This is a genomic window from Vibrio sp. ZF 223, from assembly GCF_003050585.1.
Lineage (GTDB): Bacteria > Pseudomonadota > Gammaproteobacteria > Enterobacterales > Vibrionaceae > Vibrio > Vibrio crassostreae.
On the sequence record NZ_PIGB01000004.1, the window covers coordinates 191,803 to 212,815 of the forward strand.

Genomic DNA, 21,013 nt, shown 5'->3' on the forward strand with positions numbered 1-21,013 from the left:
TTGCTTACCCATTGTTTCAATTTGAGTACGTGCCGTTTCTAACATCTCAATAGATCACCTTTTTAGAGTGCCAATCCGCATTAGTTTGTTCGTTTGAACAACCCAATATATTAGGCTCATAACCCAATGCATCTAGATCGACACCTTGCTCTGACAGTAACTTCTCAAATAAAGGCAATAATGGACCTAAGTTTTCATTTAAAGTATCACGCACCGTGTCGACGACGACTTGAGTACCACGTTCGATTTCGATATTGACGGAGTTACCTACTGATTTCGAGGAAAAGACGGTCATTCGACGGGTTTCTGGGATCAGCCAAACCTCAAACCACCCTTCGACTTTATTAACGTCAGAAACGGTTAAGCTTGCCCCATTGATTGCAATATAACCTTTTGGGAATACATATCTTTTCCACTCATCAGGAAGAGCTAAGCGCACGCAGTAGTTATCTTCAATTTCGGATATTTGGATAATCGCGACATTAAAATCAACGTGACCAGAAAGTGGGTGACCGCCAATTTCAGCACCGTCTCTTGCCGCCCTCTCAGCATTCACTGATTGACCGACTTCATAATTGCTTAACGTAGTAATTAATAGGCTTTGCAACATGACGTCAAACTTTACTCGAACATCGGACAGCAACTCAGTAACGGTCAAACACACGCCATCAATTGCGATACTGGCACCAATTTCCAAATCGTGACAAAAGCCTGTTGGAAACTCTATGACGAACGTTCTTATTCCGTTGTTATCGCTGACTTCAGCAATGTTAGCAACGGTTTGTACAATACCTGTAAACATATCTTCCCTGTTATTGTGTTTAGTTTTGGTACAAAGTGACGTTTGACTAATACCCAACGCCACTAGCCTAAATGAAAAGTCTGTTACTCAACACAGAACGGCTTACGCACAAAGCTTGGGTTGGTTAATCTCAGGCTTTATGTTTTTTGTAAGCGCGGTGTCATTCAATTGTTGAGTGATTAAGTAAGTTATTGGTGTGCAATTTTCGGGTAGCTCATCACGGTCAAACCAACGCAACTCTTGGCATAAATGGGGCTCAGCATTCTGTATATCGCCAGCCCATTCATGGCATAGGTAGAAATAGTGACAAATGGGTAGCTCCGGGTCAGAGACAATCGCGAACAATGTTAAGTTCCCAGCGTCAACCGCAACCTCTTCTCGCGCTTCTCGTTCTGCTGCACTCCGAGGCAACTCCCCTTGCTCTATTCTTCCGGAAGGAAATCCCCAGTATTGGTCGAACGCTTCTGTGTTTTGACGAAAAACGAGCAGAAACTTAGAGCCCGACATAAAGATAATTTGAACTACATTCTTCATGAGTATCACAGTGTCGATTGGTAATATTTGACCATATCGTCTTGATTGATCGCAGGGTCTTCTAGGTTTTGTTGATCTTTCATGATCTGTGCCAGTGAAGGCAGAATAGAACGCTCCACTTTAAACGTATCAGACCAAAGCTTGCCTCTCATTACCGCCTTAGCGCAATGAAAGTACATAGACTCTACAGCGATTTTAATCACGACTTTTGGGGCTTTCTTCCCGTCAGGGCAAGCCGCAAGCAAATTTGGATCGGTATGGATGCTAGCTTTACCTTTAAGACGTACCACTTCATCTATCCCATTAACCATCAGCAGCAAGCCAACTTCAGGGTTATTGATGATGTTTTTTAAACCATCAATACGATTATTCCCCAAGCTATCCGGTATTAGGACCGTAGACTCATCGATAACCTGAATGAAACCGGGCTCACCGCCTTTAGGAGACAGATCGACAAAGCCTTGTGAGTCTGTCGTCCCCAAAACAGCGAAATGGCAATGATTGATCAAAGTAATCGCATGGGCATCCAGTGCTAGAAGTACTTTATTTTTAGCCCTTTTACTCGGCTCGGCATAAAGTTCATTTAATTGTTCTAATGTTTTTATTTCACTCATTGTTAAGCCTTTTCGTGCACTTTTGTGCATCTAATTTTTACTATAAATTACAAGTGTTTTAATGACTCGTGCAGTTGCTCTATACTTTGAATACCGAGTTCACTACTCAGCCAACCGAACTGGTCGCCCTCAAATCTTGGAAAGATATGTAGGTGGTAATGAGACAACTCATTAAAGTCACCGTTATTTTGTAAGAATGAAATACCATCAGGTTTAAACGCCTCTTCAATACGTCTATACACCTGCCTAGCGACAGAATGAATTTCGGTAAGAACACCTTCTGGTAGATCGATATAGTTGGCGTACGGATGTGTGGGACAAATCAAAATATGCCCAAAATTAATAGGATTGTGGTCTGCAAAAGCAATCACGTTATCGGATTCATAAACGATGACGGCTTCTATTTCACGACTAACAACTTTTTCGACTATCGTCATTTTAAGCCTCATGAATTCAGTTTTAACGGTAACTTTCTTAAGGGACCAGAAGTCGATCTCTATTACCTTTTAAGCGATTTATACATGATATAGCTGCTCACTGCCCCTAATTGAGGATGCTTATAGGCCTTGGGAATCGATCCGATAATACTAAAGCCAAGCCTTTCCCAAAGCTTTATTGCCGTTTTGTTTGTCGACACAACACTGTTGAATTGCATCGCCTCAAAGCCTAAATCAATGGCGACTTGTTGAGAGTGTTCACACAAAGACCGCGCGATTCCCTGCCCCCTTGCCCCTTCGGAAACCATGTAACCACAGTTACAAATATGACCGCTTGGACCCATTGCATTAGGCTTTATATAGTACGAGCCTAAAACAACATCGTTTTCGGTATAGACATAAGTTTTTGATGGCTGTTCACACCAAACCGAAAAGGCTTGTTTCATCGTCATTTCTGGATCAAATGCATAGGTTTCTTGTGCTTGAATCACTGCCGAAAACGTAGGCCAAAATGACTCAAAGTCAGATTTAGACATTTCCCTAATCATGAATTTCCTCCAAAACCAAATTTATGGCAACACGGATTCTACTACCGCCAAGTTGACACATTGATGTGGTACTTATTTATCGGAGGCGCCCTGTTAATAATTAGTATGTTACGAAAGGAGATCACAGCAGCACAAGGTCAAAACTGGGTGGTTAAAAGAAGTTATAAACCTTCGCTAACTGGCTAATATATTTCCGTAACGTACTGACTACCATAGCAAATATGCCACCAGCCCGGATAGATGCGGAAGTGCGTAGTGATACACATTATTAACAAAGAGCTGCTATTGATAAAACGTTTTTATGAGCCAGTTTGAGGTAAGCCAGCCACTAACAAGTTCCAACAGCAGATTATCTTGATACCTCTTCCTCACTGAAAGTCGCTAATAAGTTCTGTCGATTCGAATAAAGGGCTAACTGGAAGGGTGAACACTATTGTCCCTAGAGTACCGAAATACTTCCAAGCCACTTTCTACAAATACGTTATAATGTGATGACCGATGTACCCATTGGTACCTGATATCAAAACTCTCATTCGTTCCCTCAATTAAATGCCAAGCCTTAGATTTCAAGTGCTAGTCATTATTCTTGCGAAAGAGCTCACATAACATGTGCGGTTAAAAATACCCAGGCAGTGTCTCTTTGAACGCCCTACCATCACTCGTAATGTACATGCAGTCAGAACCTCCAGTCACTGTAAACCCTAACCGCCTATAAAACGTTTTGTCGATATCACTATGTAAGAACAACACCGTATTATTTTGATTCTGGAGTAACTCATTCTTTATCATGTTAATTAACTTTGAAGCATAGCCTTTGCCTCTTAGCTCTGGAGGTGTAGCAACGGAACCAAGCCCGCAGCTGCCATCTACAAGACCAAACACTCCTTGATAAACAATCAAGGAAGATAATATTTTTTGATGTTCAATGAGCACATACCAAGTTCCCTTCTGATACTTATCATTTTTATTACAACAAGCTAGATAGTCATCGACTGATGCGGAACCTCCCCATACATCAAAGCCCATAAGATAAATATCATCTAACTCATGAGTGTCTGCAGTTCTTAAAGTCATCATATTGAATTCCCAAATTTACTTATTGCTATTTTTCTTTCAACACCGCGCTACCTCTGCGTGTCGGCTCCGCGAGATGAAGGTAACGGGTAAATGTGTCCTTTGGGCGTTCTAAATTGTTTTCAGCTAACACTCTAGAAGCCATGCCTCTGTGGTTATTACCGTGTGTGAGTAAGTGGAGAAGGACTTCTTCAACAGACATTGTCCCTATATCACCATCTACGAAGTTAAACTGAATAACCTTGTCTAATTCTTCTTTTGAGGCTGACAGTGCATACTGCACTAACCATGTATCATTGTGAGCCATTCTCTCACGCAGCTCTGAAAACGAAGGAGTTTCAACGGTATTATCAGCAGTATATTTTTCCGGTTCGCCGAGAATTCGACTTATGAATAGACTATCTACCACGGTCGTATGATTTAAAATTCTAACGAAAAATGTGCCATCGTTTTCCGGCAGTTTTGAGAATTGTCTCGCTCCAAAATCGAGTAACTGACTATTTGCCCATTTTTTGTATTCAAATGCCTTAGCAAACTGCATTTATTTATCCTTTTTTGTTTGATTTACTCCCGTGCATTAAGAGCTCCCTACCCTTTGAAATCAGGCGAATCAACTATATAGTTTTGAAGTTCCAACTCTTATCCGCGCACGGGAACGGGGCCACACTTGGTTTGATGTCAAGTGCTATAGTTTAAGGTTCCGATCACTTGCACCCTATTCAGGGTTGCGGTATCAAAACAATGTTCTAAATGATTGCTCACGTTTTATGGTTATCAGGTTCTTTTGCAATGAGGAAAGCATCGCTTCATACAAGAAATTACCCATGCTGATGCGCTTCACGCCAAGAGCCTCTAACTCTTTAAAATTTGGTAATTCAGGAACACACATGACATTTATGGGCAGCAACGTGCTATCTACAACGGCTTTGATATCATCGGTTCCTTTGATACATGGAAGAAAAACTCCATCAGCACCTGCTTGCTGATAGGCTTGGATTCTCTTGATGCTCTCCTTTAGAGGCGCTTTTACATTCATTAAAAATGTGTCAATGCGGACATTAATGAATACTTTTAGGTTGGCTTTGTTGAGCATACTTTTAACTTTTCTCAACGTTTGCGAGAACATCATCAAATCACAAAGTCGCCTCTCACGATTATCGACTGCGCTATCTTCTATATTGATTCCGACCACGCCAGCATTCACCAACTCAGTAATATTTTCATAGATCGCCTGCGGCGTATCTCCGTAACCTGATTCAATATCCACGCTCAGAGGTAGATCTGTTGCCTGTGCAATAGCTTTTACCGCCGATAGTATCTCTTCAAATTCGATATTTTCGCCATCGTCAAGCCCGTGACTGCGTGCAATCGCTGCACTCGATGTCCCAATCGCTAAAAAGCCAGTTTGCTCTGCAATTAAGGCGCTTGCTACATCCCAAACATTACAAATAACGAGTGGTTTTGATGCGGTATGCATTGTCTTAAACATGTCTGATACTCCTTAAAGTGTTTTGGTTTCAGACATAGTAACGACGATAAATAGAACAGTCGCACTACCAACCTCCTGCACAACTAAAATGTGTTACGGGAATTAAACGAAATGCGGCATTAAGTGGAGAGCACAGCCCTCACAGATAGGCTTTAGACACTAAAACGAACGCACAGTGTAGATGACACGCGTTAAGAATCAGCCTCAAGTTTTTTGTTGTGCTTTTTTTCATATCTATCGATAGCAAATACAAACTGTGCAATACAAATACACAGATAAACCAAAGTTATTCCACCAAACGTTCTACCACTAAGCCACTTCGTAGAACCATAAATAGAATAGCCATTTTTTATGATATTACTTACCTCTATAGGCTCTCTCTCGCTTGAGACGTGTTTTGGATTAAATAGAACTCCGACTTTTCGATTATAATATATTTCTCCCTCTTTAAATGTTGATGAAAGGTTTTTATCAACTCTGAACCTGGTCGGCATATCATCTAAAGTAAAAATAGATTCGCATATACGGCGCCGAGATCTATTCTCGCAATAGGCTGACTCAATATTGATAACACCGACATGATGTGTGAATGAGGACAAATCACTATCCAATAAAGACATCCCATAAAAACACAAATAGAGTAATGCAAATAGTACGACTTCCTTCATAAAACACCTAACCAAGTAAGCTAAAACTGACTCAACACCACACTCTACTGCAGCTAAAAAACGACGCGTTAGTGGTCATTCTGAGCCCATGCCATGTTCAGGTACTCAATGATTGCCATCGATTCAGAATAAATCAGACCATCAACAGAAAGTGCCGGGACATAACCAAACGGGTTAATATCGAGGTATGTTGTCGTTAGTTCATTAGAGCTAACTTCAATTCTATCGTAAGCTATTTGCTTGAAATTAAGCACCCACTCTACCCGTTCAGAGCTATTCGAGCCCTTTGCGCTATATAACAAAATTGCCATACCCCCTCCTTCAAAATGACATTTGATTGGAACCAGCTTGAGAGTGACTACACACTTATACAGCTACCTGTTGGAATCGCCTCCAGGCGTTCTCCCAATACTTCTTTTAACAACTTATACGCTTTTTTTCCGGTGCAATGCCCCGTGTAGAGCTTACCAATTGGATACTCTGATAACGCAAGTCCAAGGTCTTTAATGTTTTGCTTTGTGCCACCAATACTATTGAACAATGGTAACCCCACTAGATGGAAGCCCCCGACAACGGCTTTTATTCTCTCTCCTGGGAACAGAGTAACCGCTGTATCAATCATATTGAGAACGCCACTATGCGCACAACCAGTAAATATAACTAAACCGTCCGGCTCTTTAATCACTAACAGTAATTCATGATCGAATGAGTCCTGCTTCCATTTGTCCTGGGATTTTGTATAAAGGTACTGATTCCCGTTTGGCTTTTCGTATTTATCGCTGATATCAGTAATGATAAATACATTACGCGTAATCTCTGTCGTCTTATTCACGAATTTCAAGCGACCATTACTATTTTTCAGTAAATCCGGATTAATACCGACATTATTTTTAAAACCATAAGCGCGGAAGTAGTAGCTACGCTCATCACTGCGTTTCAAAAACACTTTGGCTTTAGAGTTATGAGCAACAAAATCGGCAGCACCATTACAATGGTCATGGTGCCTGTGTGATATGACGGCGAGGTCTACATCTTTGATATCAATCCCCAGTAACGGGGCGTTTTGACAAAACGTATCGCCACTTCCCATATCGAACAAGATCTTTAGCGATTCAGTTTCAATATGCAGTGATAGTCCGCGCTCAACGGCTAAATCTTTCCTATTATCCAGTCGAGAGTTATCAACCAGCGTCGTTATTTTCATAGTTCTCTTTTTATGTGATCACGAATCGTACATTGCCCAACGGAAATAAGGTCTTTGACCATCCATTCGCTCAACCTCTGCACCCAACCTTTTGTAGAAATCATGCGCTTTCTTATTGTGCGGACTTGCCGTCCATGAGATGTGAGAGGCGGACGATGACTTCGCTTGTGACTTTAAAGCCAACATAAGTTCACGGCCATACCCTTTTGATCTTTGATTTCCTGTAACCAATAGGTCGTCAAGCCAGATTGATGGCTCTCCACTGAAGGATGAATATCGATAGTGATACAGTGCGAAGCCAAAAGGCTCACTATTCCGTTCCAATATTAAAGCATGGGCAAATGCGTAATCACCGAATAGTGTGCGTTCGATTTTCTCTATAGTTGTCGAGATCTCACCGCTAAACCCTTTCATACTTCGGTCAAAGTCAGCTTTTTGTTCAATAAACTCTAACAAGATACTTGAATCTTCTTTCGTCGCAATCCGTACGATCACTCTCTTCTCCATGGGTTAATTTATTCGTTATTGTCTAACGCTTATTAATAGGTAAATATGCCGCGCATTACGAATCAGCTTACAGTGCTCTCAGTTTTTTGTTTCGCAGACGTTATTGCTTGGGCTATTTTGGCCCTATGGTTTATTTCCCACTCAGCGAGTGTTAATGACGCCTCTTTACTTGCTTTCTGTGAAGCCATTAAAAACACTTCGTCTTTCCTTGATTTAGGAATAACCGCAATCCCCTCTACATCAGCAACAATGATATCTCCCGTAGAGACCTTTGCTCCCCCGCAAGAGATTGGAGCACCCAATTCAGAATAGACATCTTTCTTTCCCGGTACTGGATGAACACCTTTCGCAAAAACTGGAAACTTCATATCTGAAATTTCACTCAAATCTCGAATGACACCATCAATAATAAAGCCTTTGATACCTCGACTCTTAGCGACTGCACATACATTACCGCCAGCTACTGCATATTCGCTATCAACTGCATCCACTACAATGATGGAACCTTCTGGTGCTTCATATATGGCTGAATGAAGCATTAAATTATCACCAGACGTTAACTGGACAGTAAACGCTTCTCCACAAATTCGCGGCATTCCCTGCCAAAGAGGACCAATACTAAAATTAATAAAGTGTTCGTTACTTAGTATGTTTCCGTAATCGGTTGTCGCTAGTTTAGAAAAATCTGGCTTCATATTTACTCTCCACTTTCAAAGTGGGCAAATACTTCTGCACCAGTCATATTTTGTGTTTCATTTTTAAATTCGTAGTATTCGGGCTTTTCATCGATGAATATCTGATGAGTTAACTTGTAGTCATCCCCAGGCATCAATAAACCGACAGGAAGATGATATTGATTATTTGGCACCAAAAAGTAAAACAAGTGCGTACCACATTTACCGCAGAATCCTCTTTCCGCCCAATCTGATGACTTATATCTCACTACATTTGATTCACCTGATATTTTTACGGAATCAGAGCAATCAATGACTAACATCGGGCCGCCAGACCAATTTCTACACATACTACAATGGCAAGCCCCCAATTCATTACTGGCGTACTCTACTTCCAACTCAACCGAGCCACATAGGCACTTTCCTTTACCTTTCATGAATCCTCCAATCTTTGCAATGTGTGTAAAATGAATAACCGATAACGCTTTTTATACCGATGACTTAATAAGAAAGGCTATTTTTTGTTTCCCTTCTCCGACAGATACGCGGCATACTTTTTAGAAATCCACTTATGGATATGAAGCCCTGTTTTACGAACAAGATACCAATCTATCGCAACTAGAATCACCAAACCGATTACAGTTCCCATTATAAAACCTCCATAAACATCGATGTGTAAATCTATCAAATTGTTAAGAAAACCTGCGAACTTACACAGGCTATAAATCCGAGTTCTCGTTCTTTACCTAACCCTGTATAAACACTGAGACATTACAGCTATTAAACCCAAAAATTCCGCATTTAAACCAGAATAATTCTGTCTAGTTTCTAAGATAGGCAAGTAATATACAACTAAGCCATTGCATAACAATGGCTTATGTCACAGCTAATTTCAGGCGTGTGAAAAATCGCTTACTTTAGCTCATCAGGAATGCGGCGATCTTTGTGGTAATACTCTCGGTCGCGTTCGTTGATTTCGCGTATCACACGGCATGGGTTGCCGACTGCAACTACATTGGCTGGGATGTCTTTGGTGACGATGCTCCCTGCACCTATTACAGAGTTTTCACCAATGGTGACACCGGGAAGTACGACGGTGTGCGCGCCAAGCCATACGTTGTTGCCAATACGAACGGGAACATTGAACTGCGCGGCCTTGAGCCTGAGTTCTGGGCTGATAGGATGTGTGCCTGTCGCGATAGTTACGTTAGGCGCGATCATCACGTTGTCGCCGATGAATACGTCTGTGTCGTCGACCAGAGTGAGGTTGAAGTTCACATATACGTTATTGCCTAGGTGCGTGTGACGACCCCAGTTGGCGCGCAATGGTGGCTCGATGTAACAACCCTCGCCGACTTCTGCGAACAGTTGCTTCATGATTTGTTGGCGTTTGTCACCTTCACTCGGGCGAGTGTGGTTGAAATCGTATAGCACTTCTAAGCATTGAGTTTGCTCAGCAACCAAATCAACGTCGTCACAGTAGTAAACGTCTTGGCTGTGCATTTTGGCCTTTATATCCATGTTTGAACCTATTTGATCATTGCCTTATGTCGGCATAAATAAAGAAACAGATGGATAATTTGAAGTTTTCACTGGCCTTAATGTAAGTTGGATGAATTAACTCGGCCTAATGTTTTCAGCCACACGCCACAGCACACCACTTGGGTCAGTGATACAAAACTCAAGCATTCCCCATGGCTGTTCAACAACCTCGGAAATGGTAACTTCAAATTCCGACACTACATTAGAGTTTTGGATGTGTTGATACCAACTTTTTACGTCTTCAACCAGCAAGTGCATCATGTAATTGTGACAGTGCGCAGGTTCATAAAAGTTTTGCAGAAGAAACGCACAACCGCCGTGACGCAGATAGGCGATATCGTGAAATTCAGACATCAGCTCGAAGCCGATTGACTGGTAAAAACGCTTGGATAAATCGAAGTCTTTCGCGGGTACGAAAGACTTAATTTCTGAGACTTTTAGGTTTTCCATCCTACATCCTTATAGTACTGATATTCCGGTGCTGACACCCATAACGCTTTAAGTGGTTACGGCGTTTATTCAGAGCTCTTATTCAGAGCCTTGTTGAAATGAGTCGACTTCGGCTTTAGTTAGATAACGCCACTGGCCTGCTTCAACATCTAAACGAACATCACCTATCTGTTCACGGTGTAGGCCAACAACTCGATTCCCTACCGCAGCAAACATTCGTTTTACTTGATGAAACTTACCTTCTGTAATGGTCAACAGCACTTCTTTACTGTTAATCACTTCAAGCTCTGCCGGACGCGTCAGTTTTTGCTCGCCCTGCAATTGCATGCCCGCTTTGAACTTGTCAGCGACATCGTCTCTGATATCTCGTGACAATGTCACGCGATACACCTTCTTACACGACTTGGTTGGCAGCGTGATGTTGAATGACCAGCGCCCATCATCGGTAATCAATACTAATCCTGTGGTGTCGGCATCTAAGCGCCCCGCGATGTGCAGTTCTGATGCTTTGTCTATCTCGATGTAGTTGAACAATGAAGGATAAACTTCGTCGATGTTAGAGCAGATAGTACCCGCAGGCTTGTGCATTAAAAGGTATCGAAATTCACGTAACTTAAGCGGCGTGCCATTTAACAAGATAATGTTTCTTTCATGAACCTGAGTCGACTCATCGGTGACTGTTTCACTGTTTACGGTCACCTCGCCATTATGGATACGTTCAATCGCTTCAGGCTTGGTTAGGTCAGTGCTTTTACATAGGTATTTATCAAGGCGCATTAATCGTCGGCACCACATTTAGCACAAGGCTTGTAAGTTCGTTCACCTTGCTCGATAACCACATAATCACCAACGCACTTGTCACATAAAGCGAGCTTTGGGTAAGCCTCTTTCTGTTTCTTTGCGTTGATGTTGCCTTCGGTGGTGTATACGGTTCTCATTTTGATACCTTTACTTGAATAACGTGAGAGGCGCAAATTGTATCACTGTTTACAGCCTTGATTGGAGTGGTGGTGCATAGATAAATTGATTTTGAGTGCCGCTATTCCAAGTTCTCGCCCCGTAACGGCTTGACCATGAACAACAAAGTCAACGTGCCACGCCTATCAGTGGTAAAATGATAAAAGCTCACCAACTTATGAAGTCGATAATGAAAGATTGTAATCAATGCGGAAAATGCTGTATCAAATACGGAGATGGTGGCCTTGCCGCGACTCAAGAAGAGATCGATTTGTGGGAGCTGTTCAACCCAAGTATCTTTGAATATGTTCGAGGAAGCGAGATTTGGTTTGACCCTGAATCTGGCGAACGTTTAACTCGCTGCCCTTTTCTGGAGCTGGTTCCGACGAAAGACACCAAGGCTCAAGCCAAGTACACATGTAGCATTTACTTAGACCGACCAGAAGATTGCCGACACTACCCAAGCCTAATTAACGAGATGGTACGAGATGAGTGTGAAATGATTGAGGTGGTGGATTTACAAGACACGAAGAAAGCTCAAAGGAAACTCGACCTGTTGATGAAAGACAGCCGCCCTTCAAGCTATTCGTAAGCGATGATCTTTTGAAGATCAATTTTCAGCATTAGCTAATATCAGCCAAAACCTTAAGCCAAATACTGGTTCGCTTCTAACCAATCAAGCGCAACCAGTGCTGCCAGTGAACATACCGCTCTGTCGTTGCCATCAACAAACTTAAGTTCTTCGATTTCAGCCTCTGGAGACAGTTCGCCAGTATAATCAGCAAGGTAACAAGTCAATTGCACCGATACACCTTCCGCTTTACCATCAGCTTGACCTGTAAACGTCTCGACGTATTTGATGGAATCAGGCACTAAATCGACTGAGATCTCTTCCTTGATTTCGCGAAGCAATGCTTGCTCATCACTTTCGCCAGCTTCACGCTTACCACCCGGTAGGTAGAACAGTTCTTTGCCTTTGGATCTCACCATCAACAGCTTGCCGTCTTTGATGAATATCCAAGCCAGCTTATCAATTACCTTATGCATGTCGTTAGACCTTATTTCTGTTTTAGTTCTCGTTATTACTGAATCTAGCCACACCATTAACCGCGACCAAACAAAGCCTGGATATGTTACACGCTGGGATGAATATACTCTATTGAATCGATTAGGAAATATCATATCCAAAACAAAAAATGACAGCTTTCGAGACAATGCTCGTCAACTGTCATTAGCGTTGTTTACGGATTGCTCTCGAGCTGTCCGCAGATGGAATCAATCGACTAGCCACTTAAGCGCAGAGTCATGGTCTTCGAATGACTTGATCTCACCAGACACAAACCAGCTCCCTACTTTTGAAGCGAATTCTTGCCAGCTTTTATCACCATAAATCGCGATTTTGTCTATCTTCGAATTGAGCTCTAATCCCAGTTTGAAATCATCCCAAGCAGCACGTAACTCCCAACCCGTTAAGGTGGAGATGTCGACCAGCATCTTGAGTTTAGATGAATCGAGTTTTTCTAGCGTGGTTTTTAGAATTGGCATCATTGCTTGGTAGTCATCGTGTGTGAGTTTGCCTTTCGCTTTAAACACAACAATGGTTTCACCGCTAACACGTTCAATTCCAACCGATATTCCGTGACGTTCGATACTCATAACCTAGCCCTCTTAGTGGAAACTAGACTTAGCTTAGAGGATTAGACAGCAAAGAGATGAGAGATTGGCGTCAAAACAGACAAGCGCTTTATCTGAACTTAATATCAGAGAATTAATCGCGCTTCTCCAACAGTTCGCTTAGGCTTTTAACTTGCACGATACGTGGATGCTGTGACTTAACCTCAACTCCTTCCGTGTTCAACCACACCGCTTGCAAACCCGCTTCAAGTGCTGGGTAAATGTCTTTTTCTAAGGTGTCGCCAACCATGGTGATGTCTTGTGGTGCAACACCGAGCTTAGAAATAATGGCAGGATAGAACCCCGACTCGAACTTAGAAAAGCCAATGCTCGCCTTACAAAAGTAACCCAATATATATTGGGACAGGCCAACACGCTCAAAGGCTCGAATGATGTCGCCTTTACTGGAATCACCAGCATTGGTGGCAACATAGACTTGGTGAGTTTTCGATAGCTCAGCCAGTAATGCACGAGCACCACTCACTTCTTGTACGGTTTCCCAGTCGCACATCTTCCCTTGTGCGTCTGGGAAATCGACCATCAGCGTATTGCCCCAGTCGAATAAGACTATTTCTGTTAATTCGATTAGCTTTGTCATCTTGCCTCCTGCATACGATGAATTCTCTAGTGTTTAAGCGAGCCTATAAAAACTTCTCGATAAGGATCTCGTCAAAGTACTGGTCCCCAATCTTACCGTGTTTCTTAGCCGTTCCGACGATTTCAAAACCTTGCTTAAGGTATACCGCTAACGCGCGCTCGTTGTCTGCTCTTACATAGGCGAACAGCTTTTCGTAACCTTTCGCTTTGGCTGCTTTAAATGTGTAATCAAACAACTGTTTTGCAACGCCTTGCCCACGGCTATTTGCATCAACATAAGTGCCAATAATACCAACGTGGTCAAAGGCCTTAGTGTAAGTAGCAAATGGTTCGACATTCTGAAAACCAAGTAACTGGTTGGTCGTTTCGTTGACTGCAACGCTAAACACACCACGTTTTGGGAACGACTCAATGAATCCCTTTTCTTCATCAACAGTAAAAGTCTGATCCAAGATCGTATAACGCGCTTCGATAATGATTGGATTCAATACATCAATAATGCCTTGTGCATCTTCTACCGCGACTTCTCTGATTGTTAAGCTCATACTTCTCTACCTTTTTATTGCTTTGGGCGGATTCTATCGCTAAATGCCATCCTTTTGATAGGACAGAATGTTGTCGAAGGCGATATCAAAGTAGAGTTGGTAGCTATTTTGTTCAACATAGCCCAAATGTGGAGTCGCAGTGACGTTTGCCAAGGACAGTAGCGGTTCGGAGTCTAGCTATCTTGATTTAGTCCAAGATAGCAAAAGTGCCACGCCTTGAGATTCAACATGATACTCACTGGGACTTCACTATTGATAAACCACTTTGAAACGCTCCAACATAAGTAACATGTCTTCACTTGGTGAGATCTTGAGCTCTTCACATTCACGAGAGAAGAAGTTCCAGTGCGCTTCTCGCCACCATTCAAGTGTTTTATCACCCTCGCCTTCAGCGGCAGCAAACTCAGCAGTAACTTCGTTGTATTTGCACTGTGAGACTGAAGTGATCTCTACAATGCAAACCGGTTTGCCATCCCAATCGGTGACGACTTGTAAATGCCCTACGACAGGCATCACTTCTCCTTCATGGCTGTACCAATATTCAAGGCTGCAAGACGCCTGTTTTTCACCCTTGAGGATTAACTGTGCGCAGAGATTGGCGTTGTATTCATCAGCACAGTAATAATCGGCACTAAAAGAGGTGTATTGCGAAGCAACGTCTGCTGGCAATGTGTTGAGGTAGCTATCAAGATAAGCTTTGCTTCTTTCTTCCATGATCTTTCCAAATTCAATATTAGGTTGAGCTGATAAACACTTATAGATTAAGCATCTGGCTGCATTGGGAGTAACCTATCAAGTCAGGTTATCGCTGTAAACCGAGTGAATATCAAAATGTGGGCTGAGAAAGAAGAATATGGATTGGATTTTAAGGCTGATACAGAAAGAGCTAAAAGCGTCTTTAGGCTGTGCTTTTAGCTCTGAATATCTCGTTACTAGTCGCTCGTAATTGGCAGGATACTAACGGTTCAAGAAGTCGACCGCTTTGTCTGGGAAGTCGGTAAACACACCATCGACTTTGACTTGGTTGTAGAAGACATCCAACATGCCATCAAAGTTATCAGCATAAGCTGGGATTCTTCCTGGGTCGGCACGGAACGTGTACGGGTGAACATCTAAGCCCGCGTCTTTTGCTGACTTCATTAACGGTTTAATAATGATGTTATCTTTGGTCGATGCATCGTCTACCAACATTGGCTTCCAAGGACCAATTCCTTCCGCATAAGTCGCCACTTTTTCCATGCCACCAGCTTCAAACATCCAGTCGTAACTGTAAGGCGTTTCTTTGTCACCTTGGTACGTCATGGTTTCATTCCAATCTGTATAGGCCATCAACTGAACGAGCTTAAGATCCATTTCCATCGCAGGCATGAGCTCATCGTTAATACGTTGAAGTTCATTGGCGTCGAAACACTGCAAATACACTTTGTCGCCTTTCGATAGGTAACCATATTGATGCAAGGTCGCAAGTACCGCTTTGGAGATGTCTTTGCCTTCGTGACGATGGAACCAAGGTGCTTTGATTTCTGGGTAGATACCCACGTTATAACCAAGGGTCTTATTCAAGCCTTGGATCAGCTCGATTTCTTCAGCAAAGGTAGCGACACGGAAATCAGACTGCCACATTGGGAAGCGCGTTGGGTACCCTGCTACTCTATTACCTTGTTCATCTAAGTTAAAGCCTTCGGTCACCTTTAATGATTTGATCTCAGCGAGCGTAAAATCAATCGCGTAATAGCGGCCATCTGTACGAGCGCGTGTTGGAAAGCGGTCCGCGACATCGGTGACTCGGTCTAGATAGTGATCATGCAAAACCACCAATTGGTCGTCTTTGGTCATCACGACATCTTGTTCGATGTAGTCAGGTTTCATCGCATAAGCGAGCGCTTTAGCGGGCAATGTGTGTTCAGGCAAATAACCAGAAGCACCGCGATGCGCAATCACTAAAGGATCGGCGAATACATTTGCAGATAAGCTTAGTGCTAATAAGGTCAGAGACAGTGACGTTGTTTTCATTATTGTTTTCCTTGATAAAACAGAAGCAGGATATACCTGCCTCTGTTGTTATTTATAGATGTGATTCAGTAAATACACTACTGAGCTAGCGCATCTTTCTCTCGTTCGAGATCTTTTTGTTTATGGTGCGCACGCTCACCTAAGAAGGCGTAAAGCAAACAGATGATTGAAGCCACACAAGCGCCGACCAAAATAATGAAGCCGCCATCCCAACCGTAATGGTCAACCATAAAACCGAGTATTGCGTTCGCAGCAACCGCGCCACCTAAGTAACCAAACAAACCTGTTAGACCAGCAGCTGTACCCGCTGCTTTCTTAGGTGCAAGTTCCAGTGCATACAAACCAATCAACATTACAGGACCATAGATAAGGAAACCAATCGCAACCAATGCCAACATATCAACCGTTGGGTTACCTGCTGGGTTCAACCAATATACCAATACAGCGACTGTCACTAGCACCATGAACAAGATACCTGCTGGTGCACGTCGGCCTTTGAATAACTTATCTGAAATCCAACCACACAATAACGTGCCAGGAATACCAGCCCACTCATACAGGAAGTAAGCCCATGATGATTTATCTACTGAGAAGTCTTTTGCTTCTTTTAAATAAACCGGAGCCCAATCGAGTACGCCATAACGGATAAGGTAAACAAACGCGTTAGCAATCGCGATTGACCACAACAGCTTGTTAGAGAAAACGTACTTGAAGAAGATCTCTTTCGCCGTCATTTCTTTCTCATGAGACGTATCGTAATCGTCTGGGTAATCGTCTTTGTGTTCTTCAATCGGTGGTAACCCACAAGATTGAGGCGTATCTCTTACGGTAAACCAAACAAAGATAGCAACGAGAGTGGCAAAAAATGCAGGAACATAAAAAGCGGTTCGCCAATCGTCGTTAAAAGCCCACAGCCCCAACAAGAACATTGGACCAATCAAACCGCCACCCACGTTGTGAGCAACGTTCCATACCGACACGATCTCACCACGTTCTTTACGTGACCACCAGTGAACCATGGTTCGCCCACAAGCTGGCCAACCCATACCTTGGAACCAACCATTCAAGAACAGCAGAATAAACATCGCAGTGATGCTGCCTGTTGCCCAAGGCATAAAGCCAAAGCAGAACATCACCAGTGCCGACATTAACAAGCCACCGCTGAGGAAGTAACGAGGATTAGACCGGTCAGAAACACTGCCCATTAAGAACTTAGATAAGCCGTAAGCGATAGATACCGCCGCTAATGCAACCCCTAGCTCTCCGCGGCTAAAACCTTGTTCAATGAGATAAGGCATCGCCAAACTAAAGTTTTTACGGACTAAGTAGTACCCCGCATAGCCAACGAAGATACCGAGAAACAGCTGCCATCGTAGTCGTGTGTAGGTGCTATCAATCTTATCTGATGACAAGCGATCGATATGCGCCATAGGTTTGAATATTCCAAACATAGGAACCTCATAATTATTGGGCGAAGGAAGAATTAAAAATGCTCGAACGAAAAAACTTACGCTCATTCGAAAACAGGAGGGATTGTATGTGCTTCAGGATTAATTTCTGTGATAGAGGTAGTTATTAACAAAAAATAACTTTAAATACAGCATATTAGTTTCATTTAATTAGACTGCGCTTCATATTTTTGTTTGCGTTGTTCTTAAGAACAGAGCGCGCTTGTACAGAAAACATCCTTTCGAGTGAGCAAATATCGAACCTTTCAAACACGAATATGCAACTAAGTTAACCAATTGTGAAAATAACCAACCTATTCGCGCCTAATTAGTGTGAATGGATAACTTCCACATTGCCATTTGCAATGCATAAAACCAATGATACATAGCAGAACGTGATGTGTTGTATTCTTTTTCGTTTATTTATCGAACTGACTCGATTGTTTATTGTATGTCTCAAGCGATGCAGCAATGTCTATACACAAGGCGTGTACCCATCACCTGATAGTGAGGTTAGTCAGTGAGCATCTTACGAATTAAACAAACGATAGGAAATATCATGAACAAAGCACTTATCGCACTCGTTCTTGCAACTGTCTTAGCAGGTTGTTCATCTAGCGGTGGTTCAGAACCAGCACAACCTCAATTTGATGGTGATTATGGTTTCGAAAATATCGATCCAGGTTTTGGACTAGACGATTCAGATAACGATGACGGTTATGAGAACCCTGAATCAGACCCTGGTTATGGTACCGATGCCCCAACTTTAAGAGACAAAATCGCTCAAGCAGATTTAGGTTTTGTTCATATCCCTGAGTTGGGAGACATTCCTTTCTTTAACCGAGATGACAGCGATGCGCATGTCTCAGCCGTTCGCGAGCAGGTTAGCGACGAGCATACTCTCTACAGCATCTACGTGGATGATAAACGTGTTGGTGAAATCATCATTCGTGACAACTATGTCACGGTTAGCTCTGGAGACAAGATGATCTCAGGCAAAAAAGATTCCGTCACTTATGCCGACGATGATTACACATTTTGGACGGTTCGCGATACTAACGATAACGTAATTGGTGACTTTAAGCGTCTCGACGATGGTGTTTGGGTGTTCCGTGAAGAGATGAATCGAGAGACATTTGTGGTTAAGTATCACGACGGTCAGTGGAACTTCATCCCAGTCGCTGATATTAAGAACAAGGTAAAAGATAACTTACCTTCGCAAGCAGAAGTTACCAAAGTTCGTGCAAAGATGCAGGTCAATAAGCTACGTACTTTGAAGTAACAATTACCCCCATTCCCATATCAAATAGGCATCCTCAAACCTAAGAGGATGCCGCTCAAAGCACCCACAAAGAATACATAACAACAAAGCTCAAGGAAGATCCGAACTAGGTTACTAATTTACTGGCATTCAATATTTGAATTTGCCGATATTTTGTATACATAAGCGAGAGATCCAATGACCATCAAAAAGTTTCCCTTCCTGGCGTTAGCCACTACCTTTCTGTTCACTGTGGCTAACGCTCAAGCCTTTGAAGAAACCCAAGAAGAAACGGCTATTACATTCGGTCTATCGGCTGAGCGAGGATGGAGAGATTGGTCTGCTTCTTACGTCAAATATCGAGGCCCGGGAACCGTGGGTTATGGTATTGAGTTTACCCGATCAGCTTATAACGAAGATGAAGGCTCGTACGAATACAAACAACGCGATAACGAATATCAGTTTCACGCCCCTATTGGTATCACCGAAAACTTATACATCACCCCAGGTTACGGGATTAAGCGTACCCACACTGACGTAACTTTAGATAGCCGTGAGTTCTCTGATAGCTCAACCAAACAAGTGGGTGGCTTAGATGCAACCTATATTATGGACAGTGGCTTTGTTGTGACCGCAGGTTTCGATAAAGCAGAAGGTGAAGACTTGGAGTTCTCAATTGGCGCAGGTATCGCTTGGTAACAGTAATAGCCCAATGGATTTGAAAAACAAAAAGGGTCTAGATTTCTCTAGACCCTTTTAGGTAATAACGCTTGGTGGTTTTGTATTGACTAATGAGACCAACATTAGCTAATTACACGAAGTATTAGCTCACCACACGAAGTGATTATGCGTCGATGTAAAAAGCTTCTACTGTGCCTTTTAGAGTAATAAGCATTGGCTGACCAAAACGATCTAGCGCTTTTGGAGAAGGGATCTTAACCCAACCTTCGCTGATGCAGTATTCTTCAACATCAGTACGCTCTTTACCATTTAGACGAATGCCGATTGGGTATTCGAAACACTCAGCAACGTGGTGTGGGCTGCGTGGGTTACCTGCAAGATGATCTGGTAAAGCTGGTCTTGAATTAGTATCGCTCATGTTCATTACCTGTATGTACGTAAATAAAAAAAGTGCGTCATTCTAGTCAATATAGGCTTTGTGCTCAACAACTGCTGCAATAAATCGTCTTGATCGTTTTAATCAACAGCGAGTTGTTTGATTTAAAGGCGATATATGCATAATTTCAAACGAAAATTTAACAGAGTTATGAGGTGTAGATAGAGCGGGCGCTTCATTACATGAAAGCAGATAACACACAAGTAGGTTTTTATTGTGAGCCTATCGATTAAGCTCAATACTCATCACTTTATGGTTTGGCTCTGCTTCGATGTCGACAACTGACCAACCTAGCCCTTGATAGAGTCCCATGACATTGGTGTACGCGTAGAGTTGAGTTTGCACTGTAGAAGATACTTGTCTGACACCACGATTAATCAATTCACTGGCAATACCTTGGCCGCGCCATTGAGGGGCGACAAACACGGCGTTGATCCAAACCACATCCCGAACTTGATGAGGTTCCTGAAAATAGGAATACGCCAAACCACCAATGACCACATTATCGCGAAGTACTGTGATTACCGGAGGGAGATTTACGTTTTCTTCATAGGTGTCTTTAAACTTGAAACCCGACCATTCGCTTTGAAATAAGTCTTCTAATTCACTCCAATAAGGAGAGCTTTCATCGCAATTTCTAAAGATTACTTTCTGCATTTTTTCCGTCCTTTGAAAAGGGTGATTTGGCCATCCTAGCCTTGGTTTATATCAGAGTCGATAAAGCTACTCTTCTTCGTCATAGTCGTCCGCAGGGTCTTGATTAATCTCTTCGCCGCATCCTAAGCACTCACCTTGTAGATCCGTAGGCATCACAATAATCAAACCACAATGCGGGCAAAGATCGCCTTGTTGAAACAT

31 protein-coding genes and 2 pseudogenes are annotated in these 21,013 nt (G+C 42.6%); 3 read left to right on the forward strand and 30 right to left on the reverse strand.

Features of this window, described 5'->3' with window-relative positions; all coding sequences use genetic code 11:
• Nucleotides 1–46: 46 nt before the first annotated feature.
• From CWO13_RS10715 to CWO13_RS23465, 19 genes and pseudogenes are all read right to left on the reverse strand, one after another.
• Nucleotides 47–802, reverse strand: a complete 756-nt coding sequence (locus tag CWO13_RS10715; RefSeq protein WP_102479153.1) for a riboflavin synthase subunit alpha — start codon at nt 800–802, stop codon at nt 47–49.
• Nucleotides 803–904: 102 nt separating this feature from the next.
• Complete coding sequence (locus tag CWO13_RS10720) at nt 905–1,336, reverse strand: NUDIX domain-containing protein (RefSeq protein ID WP_108021198.1); 432 nt, start codon at nt 1,334–1,336, stop codon at nt 905–907.
• A 5-nt stretch (nt 1,337–1,341) separates the two neighbouring features.
• Nucleotides 1,342–1,950, reverse strand: coding sequence for a pyridoxamine 5'-phosphate oxidase family protein (locus tag CWO13_RS10725; protein ID WP_108083006.1), 609 nt, complete (start codon nt 1,948–1,950; stop codon nt 1,342–1,344).
• A gap of 47 nt (nt 1,951–1,997) precedes the next feature.
• Nucleotides 1,998–2,387 (reverse strand): HIT family protein, encoded by a 390-nt coding sequence (locus tag CWO13_RS10730; protein WP_102431861.1) that lies wholly within the window; start codon nt 2,385–2,387, stop codon nt 1,998–2,000.
• 62 nt (nt 2,388–2,449) lie between these two features.
• Nucleotides 2,450–2,935, reverse strand: a complete 486-nt coding sequence (locus CWO13_RS10735) for a GNAT family N-acetyltransferase (protein ID WP_108021199.1) — start codon at nt 2,933–2,935, stop codon at nt 2,450–2,452.
• 615 nt (nt 2,936–3,550) lie between these two features.
• Nucleotides 3,551–4,012: a GNAT family N-acetyltransferase gene (locus CWO13_RS10740; protein WP_108021200.1), complete on the reverse strand. Its 462-nt coding sequence runs from the start codon at nt 4,010–4,012 to the stop codon at nt 3,551–3,553.
• A 25-nt stretch (nt 4,013–4,037) separates the two neighbouring features.
• Nucleotides 4,038–4,550, reverse strand: coding sequence for a DinB family protein (locus CWO13_RS10745; protein ID WP_108021201.1), 513 nt, complete (start codon nt 4,548–4,550; stop codon nt 4,038–4,040).
• Nucleotides 4,551–4,742: 192 nt separating this feature from the next.
• Nucleotides 4,743–5,498: an isocitrate lyase/PEP mutase family protein gene (locus tag CWO13_RS10750; protein WP_102479157.1), complete on the reverse strand. Its 756-nt coding sequence runs from the start codon at nt 5,496–5,498 to the stop codon at nt 4,743–4,745.
• 191 nt (nt 5,499–5,689) lie between these two features.
• Complete coding sequence (locus CWO13_RS10755) at nt 5,690–6,166, reverse strand: hypothetical protein (protein WP_108082912.1); 477 nt, start codon at nt 6,164–6,166, stop codon at nt 5,690–5,692.
• A 98-nt stretch (nt 6,167–6,264) separates the two neighbouring features.
• Nucleotides 6,265–6,477 (reverse strand): annotated as a pseudogene (locus CWO13_RS10760) (glutathione S-transferase family protein); the annotation flags it as partial.
• 47 nt (nt 6,478–6,524) lie between these two features.
• Nucleotides 6,525–7,370 carry an MBL fold metallo-hydrolase gene (locus CWO13_RS10765; RefSeq protein WP_102431827.1) on the reverse strand — a complete coding sequence of 282 codons (846 nt, stop codon included), beginning with the start codon at nt 7,368–7,370 and terminating at the stop codon, nt 6,525–6,527.
• A gap of 18 nt (nt 7,371–7,388) precedes the next feature.
• On the reverse strand, nt 7,389–7,877 hold the full coding sequence (locus CWO13_RS10770; protein ID WP_083702743.1) for a GNAT family N-acetyltransferase: 489 nt from the start codon (nt 7,875–7,877) through the stop codon (nt 7,389–7,391).
• Nucleotides 7,878–7,939: 62 nt separating this feature from the next.
• Nucleotides 7,940–8,572: an RraA family protein gene (locus tag CWO13_RS10775; protein WP_102431826.1), complete on the reverse strand. Its 633-nt coding sequence runs from the start codon at nt 8,570–8,572 to the stop codon at nt 7,940–7,942.
• Nucleotides 8,573–8,574: 2 nt separating this feature from the next.
• Nucleotides 8,575–8,988 (reverse strand): GFA family protein, encoded by a 414-nt coding sequence (locus tag CWO13_RS10780; protein ID WP_108082913.1) that lies wholly within the window; start codon nt 8,986–8,988, stop codon nt 8,575–8,577.
• Between the two features lie 77 nt (nt 8,989–9,065).
• Entirely contained in the window at nt 9,066–9,200 is a 135-nt protein-coding gene (locus tag CWO13_RS23690; protein ID WP_086049349.1) for a hypothetical protein, read from the reverse strand.
• Nucleotides 9,201–9,463: 263 nt separating this feature from the next.
• Nucleotides 9,464–10,072, reverse strand: coding sequence for a sugar O-acetyltransferase (locus CWO13_RS10790; protein WP_108082914.1), 609 nt, complete (start codon nt 10,070–10,072; stop codon nt 9,464–9,466).
• A gap of 96 nt (nt 10,073–10,168) precedes the next feature.
• Entirely contained in the window at nt 10,169–10,543 is a 375-nt protein-coding gene (locus tag CWO13_RS10795) for a VOC family protein (protein ID WP_050634406.1), read from the reverse strand.
• A gap of 78 nt (nt 10,544–10,621) precedes the next feature.
• Nucleotides 10,622–11,320: a pseudouridine synthase gene (locus tag CWO13_RS10800; protein ID WP_108082915.1), complete on the reverse strand. Its 699-nt coding sequence runs from the start codon at nt 11,318–11,320 to the stop codon at nt 10,622–10,624.
• The gene (locus CWO13_RS23465) at nt 11,320–11,481 is read right to left on the reverse strand and encodes a hypothetical protein (RefSeq protein WP_017059212.1); all 162 of its coding nucleotides are present in this window, start codon (nt 11,479–11,481) and stop codon (nt 11,320–11,322) included. Before CWO13_RS23465 ends, CWO13_RS10800 begins: the two co-directional genes overlap by 1 nt.
• A 209-nt stretch (nt 11,482–11,690) precedes the next feature.
• On the opposite strand from CWO13_RS23465, the gene CWO13_RS10805 reads away from it, so the two are divergent.
• Nucleotides 11,691–12,092, forward strand: coding sequence for a YkgJ family cysteine cluster protein (locus tag CWO13_RS10805; protein ID WP_108082916.1), 402 nt, complete (start codon nt 11,691–11,693; stop codon nt 12,090–12,092).
• A gap of 53 nt (nt 12,093–12,145) precedes the next feature.
• On the opposite strand, the gene CWO13_RS10810 is transcribed toward CWO13_RS10805, so the two are convergent.
• The 8 genes and pseudogenes from CWO13_RS10810 to glpT form a co-directional block, all read right to left on the reverse strand.
• The gene (locus CWO13_RS10810; RefSeq protein ID WP_102431820.1) at nt 12,146–12,547 is read right to left on the reverse strand and encodes an NUDIX hydrolase; all 402 of its coding nucleotides are present in this window, start codon (nt 12,545–12,547) and stop codon (nt 12,146–12,148) included.
• 228 nt (nt 12,548–12,775) lie between these two features.
• A complete protein-coding gene (locus tag CWO13_RS10815; protein WP_108082917.1) occupies nt 12,776–13,156 on the reverse strand; it encodes an STAS/SEC14 domain-containing protein in 381 nt (126 codons plus the stop codon).
• 112 nt (nt 13,157–13,268) lie between these two features.
• A complete protein-coding gene (locus tag CWO13_RS10820) occupies nt 13,269–13,772 on the reverse strand; it encodes an HAD family hydrolase (RefSeq protein WP_108082918.1) in 504 nt (167 codons plus the stop codon).
• Between the two features lie 43 nt (nt 13,773–13,815).
• Entirely contained in the window at nt 13,816–14,316 is a 501-nt protein-coding gene (locus CWO13_RS10825; RefSeq protein WP_108082919.1) for a GNAT family N-acetyltransferase, read from the reverse strand.
• Nucleotides 14,317–14,355: 39 nt separating this feature from the next.
• Nucleotides 14,356–14,490 (reverse strand): annotated as a pseudogene (locus tag CWO13_RS23695) (D-2-hydroxyacid dehydrogenase family protein); the annotation flags it as partial.
• A 75-nt stretch (nt 14,491–14,565) separates the two neighbouring features.
• A complete protein-coding gene (locus CWO13_RS10835; protein WP_107899320.1) occupies nt 14,566–15,030 on the reverse strand; it encodes an ASCH domain-containing protein in 465 nt (154 codons plus the stop codon).
• Nucleotides 15,031–15,273: 243 nt separating this feature from the next.
• Nucleotides 15,274–16,329, reverse strand: a complete 1,056-nt coding sequence (gene glpQ, locus CWO13_RS10840; RefSeq protein ID WP_108082920.1) for a glycerophosphodiester phosphodiesterase — start codon at nt 16,327–16,329, stop codon at nt 15,274–15,276.
• A gap of 77 nt (nt 16,330–16,406) precedes the next feature.
• Nucleotides 16,407–17,780, reverse strand: coding sequence for a glycerol-3-phosphate transporter (gene glpT, locus CWO13_RS10845; protein WP_108082921.1), 1,374 nt, complete (start codon nt 17,778–17,780; stop codon nt 16,407–16,409).
• Between the two features lie 556 nt (nt 17,781–18,336).
• Here glpT and CWO13_RS10850 point away from each other — a divergent pair.
• Both CWO13_RS10850 and CWO13_RS10855 read left to right on the forward strand, forming a co-directional pair.
• A complete protein-coding gene (locus CWO13_RS10850) occupies nt 18,337–19,059 on the forward strand; it encodes a hypothetical protein (RefSeq protein ID WP_108082922.1) in 723 nt (240 codons plus the stop codon).
• A 177-nt stretch (nt 19,060–19,236) separates the two neighbouring features.
• Nucleotides 19,237–19,737 (forward strand): hypothetical protein, encoded by a 501-nt coding sequence (locus CWO13_RS10855; protein ID WP_108082923.1) that lies wholly within the window; start codon nt 19,237–19,239, stop codon nt 19,735–19,737.
• Nucleotides 19,738–19,882: 145 nt separating this feature from the next.
• Here CWO13_RS10855 and CWO13_RS10860 read toward each other — a convergent pair whose 3' ends face one another.
• The 3 genes from CWO13_RS10860 to CWO13_RS23700 form a co-directional block, all read right to left on the reverse strand.
• Nucleotides 19,883–20,137, reverse strand: coding sequence for a DUF3297 family protein (locus CWO13_RS10860; protein ID WP_017059204.1), 255 nt, complete (start codon nt 20,135–20,137; stop codon nt 19,883–19,885).
• A 240-nt stretch (nt 20,138–20,377) separates the two neighbouring features.
• Complete coding sequence (locus tag CWO13_RS10865) at nt 20,378–20,812, reverse strand: GNAT family N-acetyltransferase (RefSeq protein WP_102479316.1); 435 nt, start codon at nt 20,810–20,812, stop codon at nt 20,378–20,380.
• A gap of 66 nt (nt 20,813–20,878) precedes the next feature.
• The gene (locus CWO13_RS23700; protein WP_017059202.1) at nt 20,879–21,013 is read right to left on the reverse strand and encodes a hypothetical protein; all 135 of its coding nucleotides are present in this window, start codon (nt 21,011–21,013) and stop codon (nt 20,879–20,881) included.

Coding starts and splice junctions, on each gene's coding strand:
- CWO13_RS10715 (WP_102479153.1), bottom strand. CDS start 802: ATGTTTACAGGTATTGTACAAACCGTTGCTAACATTGCTGAAGTCAGC.
- CWO13_RS10720 (WP_108021198.1), bottom strand. CDS start 1,336: ATGAAGAATGTAGTTCAAATTATCTTTATGTCGGGCTCTAAGTTTCTG.
- CWO13_RS10725 (WP_108083006.1), bottom strand. CDS start 1,950: ATGAGTGAAATAAAAACATTAGAACAATTAAATGAACTTTATGCCGAG.
- CWO13_RS10730 (WP_102431861.1), bottom strand. CDS start 2,387: ATGACGATAGTCGAAAAAGTTGTTAGTCGTGAAATAGAAGCCGTCATC.
- CWO13_RS10735 (WP_108021199.1), bottom strand. CDS start 2,935: ATGATTAGGGAAATGTCTAAATCTGACTTTGAGTCATTTTGGCCTACG.
- CWO13_RS10740 (WP_108021200.1), bottom strand. CDS start 4,012: ATGATGACTTTAAGAACTGCAGACACTCATGAGTTAGATGATATTTAT.
- CWO13_RS10745 (WP_108021201.1), bottom strand. CDS start 4,550: ATGCAGTTTGCTAAGGCATTTGAATACAAAAAATGGGCAAATAGTCAG.
- CWO13_RS10750 (WP_102479157.1), bottom strand. CDS start 5,498: ATGTTTAAGACAATGCATACCGCATCAAAACCACTCGTTATTTGTAAT.
- CWO13_RS10755 (WP_108082912.1), bottom strand. CDS start 6,166: ATGAAGGAAGTCGTACTATTTGCATTACTCTATTTGTGTTTTTATGGG.
- CWO13_RS10765 (WP_102431827.1), bottom strand. CDS start 7,370: ATGAAAATAACGACGCTGGTTGATAACTCTCGACTGGATAATAGGAAA.
- CWO13_RS10770 (WP_083702743.1), bottom strand. CDS start 7,877: ATGGAGAAGAGAGTGATCGTACGGATTGCGACGAAAGAAGATTCAAGT.
- CWO13_RS10775 (WP_102431826.1), bottom strand. CDS start 8,572: ATGAAGCCAGATTTTTCTAAACTAGCGACAACCGATTACGGAAACATA.
- CWO13_RS10780 (WP_108082913.1), bottom strand. CDS start 8,988: ATGAAAGGTAAAGGAAAGTGCCTATGTGGCTCGGTTGAGTTGGAAGTA.
- CWO13_RS23690 (WP_086049349.1), bottom strand. CDS start 9,200: ATGGGAACTGTAATCGGTTTGGTGATTCTAGTTGCGATAGATTGGTAT.
- CWO13_RS10790 (WP_108082914.1), bottom strand. CDS start 10,072: ATGGATATAAAGGCCAAAATGCACAGCCAAGACGTTTACTACTGTGAC.
- CWO13_RS10795 (WP_050634406.1), bottom strand. CDS start 10,543: ATGGAAAACCTAAAAGTCTCAGAAATTAAGTCTTTCGTACCCGCGAAA.
- CWO13_RS10800 (WP_108082915.1), bottom strand. CDS start 11,320: ATGCGCCTTGATAAATACCTATGTAAAAGCACTGACCTAACCAAGCCT.
- CWO13_RS23465 (WP_017059212.1), bottom strand. CDS start 11,481: ATGAGAACCGTATACACCACCGAAGGCAACATCAACGCAAAGAAACAG.
- CWO13_RS10805 (WP_108082916.1), top strand. CDS start 11,691: ATGAAAGATTGTAATCAATGCGGAAAATGCTGTATCAAATACGGAGAT.
- CWO13_RS10810 (WP_102431820.1), bottom strand. CDS start 12,547: ATGCATAAGGTAATTGATAAGCTGGCTTGGATATTCATCAAAGACGGC.
- CWO13_RS10815 (WP_108082917.1), bottom strand. CDS start 13,156: ATGAGTATCGAACGTCACGGAATATCGGTTGGAATTGAACGTGTTAGC.
- CWO13_RS10820 (WP_108082918.1), bottom strand. CDS start 13,772: ATGACAAAGCTAATCGAATTAACAGAAATAGTCTTATTCGACTGGGGC.
- CWO13_RS10825 (WP_108082919.1), bottom strand. CDS start 14,316: ATGAGCTTAACAATCAGAGAAGTCGCGGTAGAAGATGCACAAGGCATT.
- CWO13_RS10835 (WP_107899320.1), bottom strand. CDS start 15,030: ATGGAAGAAAGAAGCAAAGCTTATCTTGATAGCTACCTCAACACATTG.
- glpQ (WP_108082920.1), bottom strand. CDS start 16,329: ATGAAAACAACGTCACTGTCTCTGACCTTATTAGCACTAAGCTTATCT.
- glpT (WP_108082921.1), bottom strand. CDS start 17,780: ATGTTTGGAATATTCAAACCTATGGCGCATATCGATCGCTTGTCATCA.
- CWO13_RS10850 (WP_108082922.1), top strand. CDS start 18,337: ATGAACAAAGCACTTATCGCACTCGTTCTTGCAACTGTCTTAGCAGGT.
- CWO13_RS10855 (WP_108082923.1), top strand. CDS start 19,237: ATGACCATCAAAAAGTTTCCCTTCCTGGCGTTAGCCACTACCTTTCTG.
- CWO13_RS10860 (WP_017059204.1), bottom strand. CDS start 20,137: ATGAGCGATACTAATTCAAGACCAGCTTTACCAGATCATCTTGCAGGT.
- CWO13_RS10865 (WP_102479316.1), bottom strand. CDS start 20,812: ATGCAGAAAGTAATCTTTAGAAATTGCGATGAAAGCTCTCCTTATTGG.
- CWO13_RS23700 (WP_017059202.1), bottom strand. CDS start 21,013: ATGTTTCAACAAGGCGATCTTTGCCCGCATTGTGGTTTGATTATTGTG.